This is a genomic window from Actinoplanes sp. NPDC051346, assembly GCF_040682215.1.
In the GTDB taxonomy this organism is placed as follows: domain Bacteria; phylum Actinomycetota; class Actinomycetes; order Mycobacteriales; family Micromonosporaceae; genus Actinoplanes.
Map to the genome: position 1 here is coordinate 1 of NZ_JBFBAJ010000031.1, position 14,375 is coordinate 14,375.

General features: G+C 66.9%; 12 protein-coding genes and 2 pseudogenes. 11 read left to right on the plus strand and 3 right to left on the minus strand.

The window, feature by feature from the left end; genetic code table 11:
* The first annotated feature begins 92 nt into the window (after positions 1-92).
* The 3 genes from AB0M36_RS37340 (at position 93) to AB0M36_RS37350 (ending at position 3,221) form a co-directional block, all read left to right on the plus strand.
* Positions 93-365, plus strand: coding sequence for a hypothetical protein (locus AB0M36_RS37340; RefSeq protein WP_364167472.1), 273 nt, complete (start codon positions 93-95; stop codon positions 363-365).
* 135 nt (positions 366-500) lie between these two features.
* Positions 501-1,589 (plus strand): hypothetical protein, encoded by a 1,089-nt coding sequence (locus AB0M36_RS37345; RefSeq protein ID WP_364167474.1) that lies wholly within the window; start codon positions 501-503, stop codon positions 1,587-1,589.
* Between the two features lie 1,122 nt (positions 1,590-2,711).
* Positions 2,712-3,221, plus strand: coding sequence for a hypothetical protein (locus AB0M36_RS37350; RefSeq protein ID WP_364167477.1), 510 nt, complete (start codon positions 2,712-2,714; stop codon positions 3,219-3,221).
* 116 nt (positions 3,222-3,337) lie between these two features.
* On the opposite strand, the gene AB0M36_RS37355 is transcribed toward AB0M36_RS37350, so the two are convergent.
* Positions 3,338-3,595 (minus strand): hypothetical protein, encoded by a 258-nt coding sequence (locus AB0M36_RS37355; protein ID WP_364167480.1) that lies wholly within the window; start codon positions 3,593-3,595, stop codon positions 3,338-3,340.
* Between the two features lie 725 nt (positions 3,596-4,320).
* On the opposite strand from AB0M36_RS37355, the pseudogene AB0M36_RS37360 reads away from it, so the two are divergent.
* Positions 4,321-4,743, plus strand: a pseudogene (locus AB0M36_RS37360) (hypothetical protein); the annotation flags it as partial.
* Positions 4,744-4,963: 220 nt separating this feature from the next.
* On the opposite strand, the gene AB0M36_RS37365 reads toward AB0M36_RS37360, so the two are convergent.
* On the minus strand, positions 4,964-5,287 hold the full coding sequence (locus tag AB0M36_RS37365) for a hypothetical protein (protein WP_364167503.1): 324 nt from the start codon (positions 5,285-5,287) through the stop codon (positions 4,964-4,966).
* 268 nt (positions 5,288-5,555) lie between these two features.
* On the opposite strand from AB0M36_RS37365, the gene AB0M36_RS37370 reads away from it, so the two are divergent.
* The 6 genes from AB0M36_RS37370 (at position 5,556) to AB0M36_RS37395 (ending at position 11,104) form a co-directional block, all read left to right on the plus strand.
* On the plus strand, positions 5,556-6,428 hold the full coding sequence (locus AB0M36_RS37370) for an ATP-binding protein (RefSeq protein WP_364167483.1): 873 nt from the start codon (positions 5,556-5,558) through the stop codon (positions 6,426-6,428).
* On the plus strand, positions 6,425-7,201 hold the full coding sequence (locus tag AB0M36_RS37375; RefSeq protein ID WP_364167486.1) for an STAS domain-containing protein: 777 nt from the start codon (positions 6,425-6,427) through the stop codon (positions 7,199-7,201). The genes AB0M36_RS37370 and AB0M36_RS37375 overlap by 4 nt, the downstream gene beginning before the upstream one ends.
* 721 nt (positions 7,202-7,922) lie before the next feature.
* The gene (locus AB0M36_RS37380; protein WP_364167489.1) at positions 7,923-8,633 is read left to right on the plus strand and encodes a GAF and ANTAR domain-containing protein; all 711 of its coding nucleotides are present in this window, start codon (positions 7,923-7,925) and stop codon (positions 8,631-8,633) included.
* Between the two features lie 2 nt (positions 8,634-8,635).
* A complete protein-coding gene (locus AB0M36_RS37385) occupies positions 8,636-9,769 on the plus strand; it encodes an ATP-binding protein (protein ID WP_364167492.1) in 1,134 nt (377 codons plus the stop codon).
* A gap of 108 nt (positions 9,770-9,877) precedes the next feature.
* Positions 9,878-10,618 carry a GAF and ANTAR domain-containing protein gene (locus AB0M36_RS37390; protein ID WP_364167494.1) on the plus strand — a complete coding sequence of 247 codons (741 nt, stop codon included), beginning with the start codon at positions 9,878-9,880 and terminating at the stop codon, positions 10,616-10,618.
* 114 nt (positions 10,619-10,732) lie between these two features.
* Positions 10,733-11,104, plus strand: coding sequence for an STAS domain-containing protein (locus tag AB0M36_RS37395; protein ID WP_364167497.1), 372 nt, complete (start codon positions 10,733-10,735; stop codon positions 11,102-11,104).
* 862 nt (positions 11,105-11,966) lie between these two features.
* On the opposite strand, the pseudogene AB0M36_RS37400 reads toward AB0M36_RS37395, so the two are convergent.
* Positions 11,967-12,209 (minus strand): annotated as a pseudogene (locus AB0M36_RS37400) (tyrosine-type recombinase/integrase); the annotation flags it as partial.
* 422 nt (positions 12,210-12,631) lie between these two features.
* On the opposite strand from AB0M36_RS37400, the gene AB0M36_RS37405 reads away from it, so the two are divergent.
* Positions 12,632-14,206: a PAS domain S-box protein gene (locus AB0M36_RS37405; protein WP_364167500.1), complete on the plus strand. Its 1,575-nt coding sequence runs from the start codon at positions 12,632-12,634 to the stop codon at positions 14,204-14,206.
* The last annotated feature ends 169 nt before the right edge of the window (positions 14,207-14,375 follow it).

Consider the following 14,375-nt stretch of genomic DNA (forward strand, 5'->3'; position numbering starts at 1 on the left):
CTGGTCATCGGTGCCACGGTGACGACCCCCGAGGGCAGCTGGTCCTTCACCGAACCCTGTCTGCTGGTCGACGAAGCCCGTCAGGTCGCTGCTTGATCAACTACTTCCCGATGCAGAACGACGTCGCCACCGGCGCGGAGGCCTGCTACCCGGGCGTGCTACCGCCCACCGGCACTGACGCGAGCTTCACGCCGGAAGGCTACGAGCCCGGCAAGGGAATGGCGCGAGGGCATCTCATCGCCAAGGAACTGGGAGGCAGCGGCTCGGACGGCCGCAACATTGTCGCGCTCTACCCAGGACAAGGTAAATTCCAGCGCAATTTGGCACGGTGTGGAGAAGGTTGTTCGCCGGTGGGTTCAGAATGACAGGGAAACCGTCTACTACCGTGTTGAGCCGAACTTCATCAACGGCGACTCGGCGAGCAACCCGGTGCCGGAGTCCGTCAGCATCGTCGTGGCTAGCAGACGTGGAACTCTAGCGATAAGGATTGACAACCGAAAATGAACGACAACGGTGTTCGGCGCCTTCAGGAACTTCTCGGCGTGCGGTACGCGAATCGTGCGGTGGACTGGCGTGCGGTCGAGGATGCGCTGGGCCTCGCGCTGCCGGCCGGTTTCCGCGAGTTGGTCGAAGCGTTCCCGCCCGGGGAGTTCCAGACCTTCTTCAAGGCTCTGCATCCGGCGAAGCAGGATGGCGGCGCCGGCTTCCGCAAGGAGATCACCAGCTACGCGCGGATCGTGGCCGACTGGGCCGAGGACCAGCCCGAGCCGATGGCCGTATATCCGGAGCCGGGTGGTCTGGTGCCGTGGGCGACGATCGGATTCGACTACACGCTGTGCTGGCGCCCCGGCAACGGCAGACCGGACACGTGGCCCACCGTCCTCTGCGACTCAGGGACAGATCCCTGGCCCGTATATGAGATGTCGACGGTGGAGTTCTTGATCGCGCTGCTCACCGAGCCGCCAGTGATCAGCGAGTTGAGCTATGTCACGGAGGCTGTGCAGCCACCGGAGTTCGTGGCTCTCGAGGGACAGCGGGCCCCGATCACTGCATCCGGGCCGACGTCCGCCTACTGGCTTGACGGCCTGGAGGAAGGGGCGCTCAATTCGTTGTCCCGCCCTGTCGCGGAGTTGGCCGGCCACATCGAGGCCACACCCCTTCCGGGATTCGACCGCTATGCTTTCCTCGAGCAGGCCCGACGCACGTTGCCCAGCGACTTTTGCGAAATTCTGGAAACCTACGGAGCTGTGCGGGTCGGGCCCGCCCGGATGTCGGCTCCTGGTAGTGGTGAGCATGACTTCTTCGCCGAGATGAAGGCCCTGTCCAAGCGCGTCAAGGCCGAGCGGAAGGCGCGCGGCGGCCCTCTCGGCACCGTTCACCCAGAGAGTCAAGGTCTCATCCCATGGGGTCGACTTGACGGCGGCGGCTACCTGTGCTGGGCCCAAACACCCGGAGGGCGCTCGCGGCAGTGGCCGGTGGTGGCGATCGATGCGTCCCTACAACACCACGTCACCTATCCGATGTCGACGCCAAAGTTCCTCCTCGAGCTCGCCAGGGATCCGGACGGAGTCGTGTTGCCGCCGTCCTGAGCCGGTCCTCACAAATCCTGGGGAGGATTCTTGGGTTCGACGCGGAGTCGGCGGCAGCGCTGCATGCTGCCCCTCTTACCGAGGCCGCGATCGTGAACGTCAAGGGTGTTCGGCGCCTTCAGGAACTTCTCGGCGTGCGGTACGCGAATCATGCGGTGGACTGGCGTGCGGTCGAGGATGCGCTGGACCTTGCGCTGCCTGCCGGTTTCCGCGAGTTGGTCGAAGCGTTCTGCCCGGGGAGTTCCAGACCTCTTCGCGTCAGGTCCAACGTCCGCTGTTTTGTCCACGACCCAGCGATGGTGAGTGGCGACGGCAGTGTGTCCGGACGTCCGCAGTCAGCCGCGAAGGGACGTCGCTTGGTGCGGCGATCAGGCCGGTAGTCGAGGTGCCAGCTCCGACAGCCCCTTCATCATGCCGCCGGCGCCGGGCACCCAGGTCAAACCGCGTGTCCCCAAGGAACGCGCCGACCGTCCGGGCACCAGCCGAGTGGACCCTGGTCCCTCCATCTCGGCAAGAGCCACCAGGGTCGTCGCCGATGAAGCTGCTGGATCGCAGCAGGGGGGGTGGGTGGGTGACACCCTTAGCGTCCCAGCCCAAGTTCAACTGGATGATCCCTGTTCTTCCGGAGGGCTTCGGCGGGGAGATGGGTCCCGATCCGCGCTCATCTGGCAGTGCGACATGGCCGAACCGCGTGATCCACTTCTCGTAGTCGCCGATGATGTCAGGGGAAAGAAGGCCGAAAACGGACATGCCATCAAGGTGGTTACGGAGATGACCACTCCGAGCGGCCGCAAATTCTACGGACATAACGGCCAGAAGAACGCGAATATCGAAGGTCTCGTCAACGACTATATATCTGCTACGGGAAACAAGCGACACATGAAGTGCGCAGAGCTGCATTGCATTTCGCAAGCCGTCCACGAAGGGGTCGAATTTCGGGGATCGACAATGAGGTCAGTAACTGTGGATGACGCCTTCGGAAAGTCCCACGGAACGCCCATGGCGCCGTGCGACGGACACTGTAGATTGTTTCTCCCGTGGCTCGATATCACGGCCAACCCGAGCACGTTTCCTGCAGACTGGTAATGTGAAGTATATCGGATCGACTTTGTAGGTGGAGATATGGGCGATATTCGAAGAGTTGTTTGGTCCTACGGGTCGGCATTCGATAGTACGGTCGATCGTGTCGCCAAAGCCATGGCCGCAAATGGGTATGTCTCTAAACATGTATCTGAGCCTTTCTCTGTCCCAGCTGCAAGCGAATCCGAGCTGAGAGATGCAATTGTCGATCTTGGGATGCTCTGCGAAGGAATTGATAACGCCCTTCGCGGGACGATTCAACCAAGCCATACCGAAGCCGCACCCCTAGTTGGCTTCCTGGCGGTCTACGCTTCCGCCAAGCGGCTTGTGAAGGTTATTAGAATAGCGCAGCAAACGCATGAACTTAAAGGCCGTGCCGCTGCTGAGATTGATGGCGATGTCGACAATCTGGAAGAGTTGCTCCTGCGGGTCGACGAGCCGGAAGAGATTATTGAGGCGGCTAGATGGTTAGTAGACGCCGCCCGGCCTTTTGCTGCGGATATTCCGTTGGCAATCAGAGATGGCCTGCTTGAATTGGAAGACCTCCTGTGACGCCCTCGGCCAGCTTGAACGTGAGCTCGGTCGTGGTCTTCGGCGGCTGGTAGTTGGGTTCGTCATGCCAACTGGGACAGCGCATACCGTCGACATCGACTTCGCCGGGCGTCTCCTCAGCCGCCCTGTAGATGGGGTCCCCGGGCATGAAACTCCGCACGGCTGAGCCCCAGGCCGCGCAGGTTGCGGAACATGCTGCGGTACCGCGCTACCAACTTCAGCCGGCTCGGATCAACTGCGGCGAGCCAGCCCTTCTCGTCACCCTTCAGCAGCGCCGCCGTCTCCTGATCCAGCACCGCCGAGGCCTGCTCGAAAGGCGTCAGCTCCCGCGAAGGCTCCGCCTCCGCCACGGCGGCGGGCTCGCCGGTCGTCACCCTTCATGTGTGCCACCTCCCAAGCTGGCCCGGGGGATTGGACTGGCCACCATCCAGAATCGCGCCGCTCGGGCAGCAGGAGAATTCGTTTGTTACGGCCGAAGACACTCCACAGGTCGAGAACGGGACCCAACATCTCGATCGATCCGGTTACGGCTTCAAACGCCGAACGTTCGGAAACGAACAAGCTCTCGGCCATGCGGTCCGGCCAGGCAATTCGGATTACGATTTCGCACTGACCGAGCCAGCGGAACACCAACTGGCCTCGTACCGCCATGGATGCAGCCGAGCGCGATCGTCGGCCGTGGTGTCATCCATCCACGGCATCATTGGCCTCCGTAGGAGAGTCGCCGGGCTCACCCGGTCGCTCCGCGGTCGCTCGGATGTTCCGTACCCCCACCGGACGCGGCCGGACCCCACCGGATTTCCGCCTGGAATGGCCGCTCTCAATCACGCGGACGTAGCCGGACCCGGCCGGACTGTGCGAGAATAAAGTCCGCTTTTGTGGCCGCACCGAGAATGGCGCTCACCTTTTAATCCTTAGGTTCGGGGTTCGAGTCCCCGGCGGCCCACCATTGCCGACCAGCGGATATAGCCGGTCATCATCGTCTTGACTGGACGATGTGAGGCAGATGTGAGGCATGGTCGGGCCCCACATCTCGTGCGGCGAAGCCGACGGATCTCGAATCCAGAACCTGAAGATCAAGAGCTCACTTCCTACAGACATGTACGGAGTGATCAACTTGATCGGTTTTGGCGATGTCGGAGCTGGTTCCCGTGGTCGGCGGTCCTCGGCTGATGTCGCGGTCGTGGTGGCCGCTCGCTGTTCAGGCATCGTGTTTTCGGCGGTGTGCGTGCCGGTCGCCCGAGACGGGCAGGCAGTTAGGCGCGAAGTGTTCTCGTCTGGGCGATGTGAGCCACGGCCGTTGGTATTTCGATGCGCATGTGCCGGGGCTGATGGTCGGCAGCGTCGGCTACGGCGTGGTGGGTTCAGTTCTCGTGCTGCGGCGGAGCGGGCGCTGGCCGTCGTGTTGGAGCTGCCGGGGCCGGAGGCGATCGCGCAGACGTGGACGGTGCGGCGCTGGTTGGAGTGCTGGTTGTCGCAGCTCGAGGACCGTTTGCGGCCGGCGACGGTGCGCGCGTATCGGTCGGTGACGGTTCGGCATCTGATCCCGCGATTGGGCCGGTGTCGGCTGGCGGATCTGGACGGGCGGAGTGGGGTGCGCACGGTGCAGCGGGCGGTGGATGCGATCAGCCGGCAGGAGGTCGCCGGTGTGATGACCCGCTGTTCCCGTTGTGGTGGCTGGTCGCGTTGCGCGGCCTGCGCCGCGGCGAGGTGGTCGCACTTCGGGACGAGGATTTCGACGATCATCTCCGGGAATTGCGGGTGCGCCGGCAGTTGCTGCTGGTGGATGGCAGGGTGCACGTGGGGCCGCCGAAGTCGGCGGCGGGTGTGCGGGTGCTCGCGTTGGACGACGCTTTCCCCGGTTGATCGAAGCGAGGCCGCCGCCAGGTCCGGCGCTTCGTCGTGCTGATCTCGAAGGTGATCGAGAGTCCGTCCTCCGAGCTGTGGCCGTTGTCCACCCACGGCGCTGCCGGGTTGTCTCGGTTGGCGGGCCGGGCGGTGCTCGGTGGGGTGGTGTAGATGTAGCCGACGGCCGGGATTACCAGCGCGTTGTCGTTGAGTGCCATACCGATCTTGCTCCTTCGCGAGGTGGGGAAAGCCGTGGCCGGCCCGGCGTATCGAGGAAGCGCCCACCTTGTGTTGCGCCTAGAGACCGCGTCCGGCTGAGGCGGCATGGTCGGCGCTTGCGCTGGATCTCCTGGACCGGCGAGGCGGCCTGACAGATCGTGGACACTGGATCCGGCGCCGTCGAGCCGGTGTCCGACACCCGGCCGTGCGCACTGCTGGCGGCTCGTTCGTTGTCTGCCTGGCTATGGCGGATTTGGCGTAAGTCAGGTGGTGACGTTCTGGCGTGACGGCGGCGGGGAGGGGAAACTCAGAACGAAGCAACCGCTTCCCTGCCGAACACGGAAGATCTGGTTTGTTATGAACGGTCCCTTTCTGGTGGTGAACAGTCCGCAGATCGTCTGCGTCAGTGAGCCCGACAACGGGATCACGCAGGTGACGGTGCGGGGACGCTGGAACGGTGCGCTGCGCGAGGAGGCGTCGCGGGTGCTGCGGGCGTGCGTGACGCAGGCCCCTCGGATGTTGCTGGTCGATCTGACGCAGTTGCAGGACCCGGCCGGGGATTCAGCGACGATGTGGCGCACCGCGGCGCGCTACGCCCGGACGGTCGATCCGCCGGTCATACTGGTGGTATGCGCGGCGGTGCTCGCGGTGCGGCAGCGCCTGTCGGCGGACGGTGATCAGACGGTGATGCTGGCCGACACCGTCGATGCGGCATTGGCGGCAACGCCAAGCCAGAATGGCTGGATTGCGCAACATCACCTGGCGCTGCCGGCAGTGCCCGGTGCGGGCGCGCTGGCTCGCACGATGGTCGGTGATGCGTGCCTGGCCTTCGATGTGGCGCACCTGGTGCACCCGGCTCGGCTGATCGTGTCGGAGCTGGTGTCCAACGCGGTCCTCCACGCCGGCACCGACATGGACGTGTGGGTATCGGTGCGCGACGTGAGGTTGCATCTGGCCGTACAAGATCGCAGCCGGGATCTTCCGCAACTGCGCGACACCGGCACGCCTCCCGCCGCGCTCCAGCGAGGGTGGGGTCTGGGGTTGGTGGCCGCCGCGGCTGCCACGTGGGGTGCGATGCCGAGCCGGCACGGCAAGGTCGTGTGGGCGAACCTTGACACCCAGGCGGAGACGGCGTCGTGACCTTGTTTACCGATGGCGGGGCCCGGCTGTACGTGACGGTGGATACCGACGGCGACCGGGCCACGCTGGCCTTGGCCGGCGAACTGGATCGGCTTAGCGGGCCGTTGCTGATGCAGCTGTTGGACACGGCGATGGACGGCAGTGTCAAGTACGTGGACGTGCAGGCGGCTCAGCTGAGCTTCGTCGACGCGGCCGGGGCGCGGGTGCTGCGCGACGCCTACCAGCTCGGCGCCGGCCGCGGTGTCGCGCTGGCCCTGCATGATCCTCAACCGCATGTCGGGTGGCTGCTGCACATCGTCGGCATCGCCGTCCTGCTGTTGGGCGATGGCACTGCACCCGCCGATACCGCGATGCTCTATCCGCGCGGCGCGCCGCGACCGGTCACGACCGGCGCAACCGCAAACGAAACACCGTCGCTCCCGCCTGCGGATCACATTCCGCTGGCAGACGCCCGCGACGAGCATGACCGGCATGCCGATCAGCGGCAGGCACAGGCCGACGACCGTGAACGGCGAGCTGATGAGCGTGACCAGCGTGCCGACGAGCGCGAGGAGCAGGCCGACGACCGTGAACGGCGAGCTGATGAGCGTGACCAGCGTGCCGACGAGCGCGAGGAGCAGGCCGATGATCGGGACCGGCTCGCGCAGGAACGTAATCACCTGATCGACGAACGCCAGCAACAGGTAAGCGCGCATGAACGGTGGGAAGACATCCGCGAGGACGTGGCCGACGCCCGTGAGCGGGACCTCGAACGCCGCGAACAGGAACGCTGATCTCTACGGCCGTCGGAATGTCGTGATGCCGGATCGTCGGCAGACGTAAGCACCCCAGTCAGTCCGGTGCCGGACCACCTCTGGCGCGCACCGGACGGTGGCAGAGCAAGACCCGCGGTCCACCAGACCATATGCCGCCTACCGAGCGGTGACCTGCACCGTCGCGGTGAACCGGTGGACGTCGTCCGGAGCCGCCGGGTCGGCCAGGGCGGTCGGGCCGGCGAGCATCGCGACCCGCACGATCACCCCGCCCGGCAGGGCAATCCCGCGGCGCTCGCGAGGCTGTGGATAACCGTGTGGATGAGCCGGCGGGCGTCGGTCCGGTCCGGCCCAGCCCTGAACGTTGAGGCCGGCGCGGTCGATCAGCAGGCCGGCGCGCCAGGACGGCGCTGATTGCCGTCACAACAGGTGGTCTCACCGCCCACGCCCGTACGCTGCGGGCGCGGTCCCTCGTTCGGGAAGGCCCCTGTAGGGGTCGGCATCGGCGGCCCGGGCCGATGGCGGCTGCCAAGGGTAGGGTGGGGGCAGATCTGCCATTGACGCGGATGGTGTCGTTTCGGTGGGATGCCGGCTCTTGTGATGCCGGGTCCGAATTCGCGCGGTTGCCCCGGGGCAGGGTCGGAGGTCTCCGTCATGGTGACCGATCGGTGTGTGTGCAAGGGCGGGGCTGGCCGTGGTCGTGGTGGATAGCGATGGCCGGCGGCCACGGGTGGATCGGCTGGTGGCGGCGCACGGCCCGGACGTGGAAGTGTTGTGCCGGGCGTGTGTGGCGCACTTTCCCGACATTCAGGGTGTGGGTGTGGCGGTGATGACCGGCACGGCGCAGCAGGTGCGATATGCCAGTGACCCGGTCAGCGAGCGGGTGGAGCAGCTGCAGCTGCTGCTGGGTGAGGGCCCGTGCCGGGATGCCTTCGACATGGGTGGCCCGGTGCTGGCCGACGACTTGCAGGCTGCGGTATGGCGTGAGCGGTGGCCGGCGTTCGCCGGGGCGGCGCTGCAGGCCGGCGCACGGGCATTGTTCGCGCTGCCGTTACGGGCCGGCACGCTGGGAGTGGGCGTGCTGGATCTGTACCGCGACAGCCCGGGTGCTCTGGCCGGTCAGGAATTGGCGGACGCGTTGGATTTCGCCGACGCGGTCACCGACCTGCTGCTGGCCGAGGCCCTGCCGAACGGGGACGTCAGTGGTGACTACGGCGACGGTGCCGGGAGTTACCTGGCGCAGCGGGCGGTGGTGCACCAGGCCACCGGCATGGTCAGTGTGCAGCTCGAGGCGGGTGTTGAGGAGGCGTTCGCCCGGCTGCGTGCGTACGCGTTCGCCGCTGAGCACGAGTTGGACGCGGTGGCAGGTGAGGTGGTGGCCCGCCGGCTGCGCTTCGATCAACTTGACGGTGGTCCGGGCCGCGGTGCCGGTGACAGGGATGGTGCGAGGTGAGCATGTCGCGGGAGCAAGCGGTGGCCGAGGCGTTCGTGGAGTTGTCCGACACGCTGGTCGCCGACATCGATGTGGTGGAGTTCGTGCGCCTGCTCACCGGGCGGTGCGTGCAGCTTTTGGAGGTGCAGCTGGCCGGGGTGATGGTGGCCGACCAGCACGGAGTACTGCGGTTGACGGCGGCGTCGTCGGAGTACGGCCGACTGCTGGAGTTGTTCGAGATCGACGTGGCGCCGTGCGCGGACTGCTTCGCCACCGGCGAGCTGGTGGCCGTCCCAGACCTGGACACGGCCGGCGGGCGGTGGCCGAAGTTCACCCGGCAGGCCCACGCCGCCGGGTTCCGCTCGATGTATGCGCTGCCGATGCGCCTGCGCGGCGAGGTCATCGGTGTGCTCGCCCTGCTCCGCGCTCAGGCCGGGGCGCTGAGCGGCGACGACATCCGGCTGGGGCAGGCGCTGGCCAACGTGACCACAGTCGGCCTGCTGCAGCACCGCACGCTGGCGCAACGCCGGGTCCTCGGCGAGCAGCTGCGACACGTGTTGAACAGCAGGGTGCTCATCGAGCGCGCCAAGGGGATCGTCGCCGAACGCCTGGACATCGACATCGACGCCGCTCTGGACGAGATGCTGCGGCACAGCGCACGCGTCGGCCGGCCGCTGGGCGAGATCGCCCAGGCCATCCTGGACGGCGATCCCGCCACCGCCCCGACCGGCGCCGATACGAGCACCGATCCGGTATTGCTGGTCCGGCGCTTCGACCGCGACACCCTCACCGCGCTTCGCGCCGTGCTGCACCGTCGGCTGACCGCCGCCGGCCTGCCTGACTCCGTGCGGTACAAGTTTGTGCTGGCCATCCATGAAGCGGCGACCAACGCCGTGCGCCACGGCGGCGGTGGCGGCCGGCTGTGGCTGTGGTCGCACGCCGGTAGCCTGGGGTGCGAGATCAGCGACGACGGCCCCGGCATGCCCGCGGATGTCACCGTGCCGGTTGTCGTACCCAACGACATCGGCAGCGGTAGCGGCCTCTGGCTGATCGATCAGGTCGCCGACGATCTCGCCATCACCACCACCGCCACGGGCGGCGCCCGCTTGCTGCTGCGCTACCGGCTGCCGGCACCGGTGCCGCGCGAGCGCGGGTAAGCGCCGTCGCAGCGGCGGACCGCCGGCATCTACCGCTACGTTTGCCTCGCAGCCGAACCCGCCGCGAGTGCGCGACACCCGGTGCGGCCGCGACGAGAAAGGCAAGCCATGCCGATTTCACAGCACCCCGACACCCCCGACGGGTCGGCTTCGGCTTCGCTGGCGGACACCCTCGTCGCGCTCGCCGCAACGCCCGACGACGCCTCCCTCATCGACGTCCACCTGGCCCAGGTCGTCCGTCTGTCGGTCGACACGCTCACCGCCGCCGACTATGCATCGATCACCGCATGGCGCGGGCAGGGCTACACCACCGTAGCCGCCAGCAGCGACTTGGCCTGGGCGGTCGACCAGGCGCAATACGCCGACGAGGCCGGACCCTGCCTGCATGCCCTCGAGGAGGCCGCGCCGGTCGGGGTACCCGACATCGCGGCGACCATGTCCTGGCCAGGCTTCTACCGTACGGCGCACGAACTCGGCCTGCACGCCTCACTGTCGATACCGCTGTTCGCCGGCAGCGGCAGACCGATCGCCGTACTCAACCTCTACAGCCACGACACCGCCACCATGGCCCCCCTGATCGCCGGCGTCCGCACCGTCTACACCGGGCAGCCACCACCGACCGGCAACCGACCGGACATCGACGCCAGCGTTCAGCACCTGCTCACCGGACTGACACAGGCCTTGACCGTGCGGGACACCATTCAACAAGCCACCGGTGTACTCATGGCCCGCGACCACCACACCCTCGCCGAGGCCTACCGGCAACTACGGCTCCGAGCCGCTGACACCGGCCTCTCGCTGGCCGACACCGCGGCCGCCCTGCTCGACGGTGTAGCCGGGCCCCACTGACCGACACCCAGAGGGGTGAAGCGGCGGCCGTGACATGCCACACTTTCCGAACCGCTGAGGGGCATGCCGCCACCGGACAGGGCCATCGGCACCGATGCGCAAGGGAGCCACAGAATGCAAACGCCGGATCCCGTCGCAGGTCTGTGGGTGGTCGCAGACACCGCAGCCGACGGAGTGCTTACCGTGTTGATAACCGGTGAACTGTGCATCACCACCGCCGACACCGCACGGACCCAGCTGAGAACCCTGCTCGAACGGTCACCAGCGCCGCAGGTACGCCTGGACCTCAGCGGCCTGGACTTCTGTGACCTCACCGGCCTACGGATCTTGCTGCAGGTAAGCGAGCAGTCCGCCGCGGCGGGCCGCACTGTACGCGTGAGCGCCGCGTCCCCGGCCGTGAGCTACCTGCTCACCCTCACCGAGACGGCACCACTACTCGGCTACCAGCCAACCGCCGATTCCCCACCGGACGGCACCCGCAGCTGACTAGCACGACAGCAGGAACGCCGCTCCGGGCATAACGGCCTCAGCCCGAATCGGCAACCGCCATCACAGTGAGAACGCCCAGCGGGCACACAGCGAAAAAGCACAAGACGGGACCACTCTCCCGCAGTCTGGGCCGCCGACAGAGGCGAGAACCTACACTAGATTCTCTTCATCTGTCGCTTTCTCATCGTTCTGTCGCCGTAGATGGCGCACTCCTGATCAGAGCCTTGCGGGAGCCGCTTAACGATCCTCTTCCGTAGGAAGATGACAGATCAGTGAGATGAAACAGCCGACATGTCGATGAGACGGCACTGTCGGCGGCTTCGGTCGCTCCGCTGGTCACCGTCGCGATGGCCTGGCGGTGGGAGCCTCACCGGCTCAATCGGTCGCTCCGCGGTCGCTCGGATGTTCCGTACCCCCACCGGACGCGGCCGGACCCCACCGGATTCCCGCATGAAATGGCTGTTCTCATTCACTCGGACGTAGCCGGACGTGGCCGGACCCGGCCGGACTGTGCGAGAGTAAAGTCCCTTTCTTAGCCGCGCCGAGAATGGCTTCTCCCTACGGACTTTTATCTTTAGGTTCGGGTTTCGAGTCCCCGGCGGCCCACCCTTTTGACCTGCGGTTTTGCCTCTTAGCTTTGTCGCGTGTGGAATGTGGCCGCTTGCTGGTCGCTCGTTGCCGCTCGGGTCGGTCTCGCCGACTTTGTTCCTGCCGGACAGTTTGTTCGGGGCTTTGACCGGCGGGTTTGGTCGCGGGTGCGGTGTTAGCTCGGCGGGGTGTGGTGGATGCCGGGCTTTGGCGGCGGATCTTGCCGCGGACGGCGCGGGCGGATGGCTTCGGCGGCCTTGTGTTGGGCGGCGGGTAGCACGCTGGTGTAGGTGTCGGCGGTGAGCACGATGCTGGCGTGCCCGAGTTGGTCTTGGACGGTTTTCAGGTCGACGCCGGCGGTGTGGGCGAGGGCCGCGGCGCCGTGACGCAGGTCGTGCAGACGCACCGGTGGCAGACCGTGGTGGTTGGTGAGCCAGCGCAGCCGGTGGGTGAGGTGGTTCGGGTGGTAGGGCTGGCCGTCAGGTCGGGTGAAGACGTAGCCGGTGTCGCGCCAGATCCGCCCGGTGCGCAGGGCCTGATCGCCTTCGATCTGGAACCGCTCGGAAAGAGTATGCGCCTGTGATCGTGCAGCGCCGCCGCTGGTCGAATCAGATCGTGAAGCGTTCCACGATTCGGCGCAGGTCCACGGACATCTTGGCGAGCCCCGGACGCTGCCCGCGACGGATGATCCTCAGCTGACCGGCGAGTGAATCCGACCCCCGCTCTTTCTCGTCAGGGCGCAAACCCTCAGCACCGCGCCCCGCGCCGGCAAACTGGTGCCGGACAGTCAGCCGCGCACCATGAATCTCCACCGGCACACCAGCACCACTCGTGCAGACTCATAGGGTCGGCTTCCACCTGATCCCGACCGCTGGTTGGATAGGCGTCCCCCAACCCCTTAACTGGCGGCCGGCACTTCCGAATAAGGGATCCGTGTTGGCTGAGAGAACTGTCGGTGCTACCGCCGAGACGGCAACCGGCCCGGCGGTCCCGGCGGGCGCGTTGAGTGCCACGTCGCTGGCGTACCTCGGTGTCGACCGGCTGGGTGTGATCACGGACTGGAACCCGGCGGCCGAGCGGATGTTCGGCTGGACCCGCGCCGAGATCGTCGGGCAGTCGGTGGCCGACACGATCGTGCCGCTGCAGATGCGTGCCGCGTTCCTGGTCGAATTCACCCGCCATCTGGTGACCGGCGACACCGCAGGGCTCGGCCGGCGCCTCGAGTTGCCAGCGCGTCACCGTGACGGCCACGAGCTGCTCATCGAGATCACGATCGACCCGGTCAACAACGGCGCGGACGGGTTCTGCGCGTTTGCTCACGACAGCACTGGTCGGCGTGAGGCCGAGCAGGCGCTGTGGGAGAGCAACTCCCTGGTGCAGGCCATCCTCGACCACACCACCGCGGTGATCTCCGCGAAGGACTCCGACGGAAGGTACCTGTTCGTCAACCGCGAGTTCGAACGCCGCTTCCAGGTCGCCGCCGGTGAGCTGGTCGGGCGTACCGAGGCCGACGTGCTTCCCGTCGCGTTGGCGGCGGTCTCTCAGGAGCGCGACGAGTTGGTGCTGCGCTCCGCTACCGCCTCGACCACCGTGGAGGAGATTCCTGCCGGCGACGATGTGCAGCAGTACATCGTCACTCGGTTCCCGCTGCTCGACCCCAGTGGGGTACCGCGCGGGGTGTGCTCGATCTCGATCGATGACACCGCGCGCCGGCGCGACGCGGAGGCGCTGCGTCGCAGCGAGGAACGCTTCGAGCGGATTGTCAGCAACATGCCCGGTATGGCGTGCCGGTTCGAGGTGGCCCCGGATGGGTTCACCTCGTTCTCGTACGTCTCCGACGGCTGCCGTGAGATCTTCGGGGTCGAGCCCGAGGCGGTCATTGCCGATGCCACGGTGGTGACTGGCCTGTTCCCGCACGAGCAGGAGCAGGCGATCCAGGCCAGTCTCCGGGTGTCGGCGTACAGCCTCGAACACTGGCGTTGGGAGGGGCATGCGATCCTGCGCGACGGGCAGCGCCGCTACGTGCAGGGCATCTCCCGGCCGGAGCGCCTGCCGGACGGCACCGTGGTCTGGGACGGGCTGCTGCTGGACCGTACCCGGGAGAAGGAGGTGGAGCTGGAGTCCGCCCGCACCCGCCGCCACCTGCACCAGCTGATCTCGTCGCTGCGCGGCTACGCTTACACGATCAAGGCCCAGCCCGACGGCAGTGTCCGCGCCGTCTACGCCAGCGCCGACGGCACGGAGATCTTCGGCGGGCCGATGGACCCCACCGGGGACGTCGCCGAGAACATCGGCGCGTTGATCCACCCCGATGACCAGACCAGGTACGCGGCGTTCCGCGCCAGCGCGCTTGCCGGGCATGCGGCCGACCTCAATTGCCGGATCATCGGCTACGACGGGGTGCAGCGGTCGGTGTTCTTCCGACAGCGCCCGCGACCGGAGGACCCCACCCTGCTCGACGGCGTGTGCTGCGACGTCACCCCGCCACCCACCGAGCCGGCGCCGTCATGACCGGCACCATGCCGCCCACCGGCACCATGGCGCCCACCGGCACCATGGCGCTCACCGGCACCATGGCGCCCACCGGCTACCAGGAGCGCATGCCTCGCCAGGTCGGTGAGCTCGCCGTGCCGGTGAAGCCGGTCGCGGCGAGTACCCCGCTCGCCGCCGTTCAGGCGAT

Excerpts from the sequence above, each read along its gene's own strand:
- AB0M36_RS37345 (WP_364167474.1), top strand. The coding sequence starts at position 501 with ATGAACGACAACGGTGTTCGGCGCCTTCAGGAACTTCTCGGCGTGCGG.
- AB0M36_RS37350 (WP_364167477.1), top strand. The coding sequence starts at position 2,712 with ATGGGCGATATTCGAAGAGTTGTTTGGTCCTACGGGTCGGCATTCGAT.
- AB0M36_RS37365 (WP_364167503.1), bottom strand. The coding sequence starts at position 5,287 with ATGGCACTCAACGACAACGCGCTGGTAATCCCGGCCGTCGGCTACATC.
- AB0M36_RS37385 (WP_364167492.1), top strand. The coding sequence starts at position 8,636 with ATGTCGCGGGAGCAAGCGGTGGCCGAGGCGTTCGTGGAGTTGTCCGAC.
- AB0M36_RS37390 (WP_364167494.1), top strand. The coding sequence starts at position 9,878 with ATGCCGATTTCACAGCACCCCGACACCCCCGACGGGTCGGCTTCGGCT.
- AB0M36_RS37395 (WP_364167497.1), top strand. The coding sequence starts at position 10,733 with ATGCAAACGCCGGATCCCGTCGCAGGTCTGTGGGTGGTCGCAGACACC.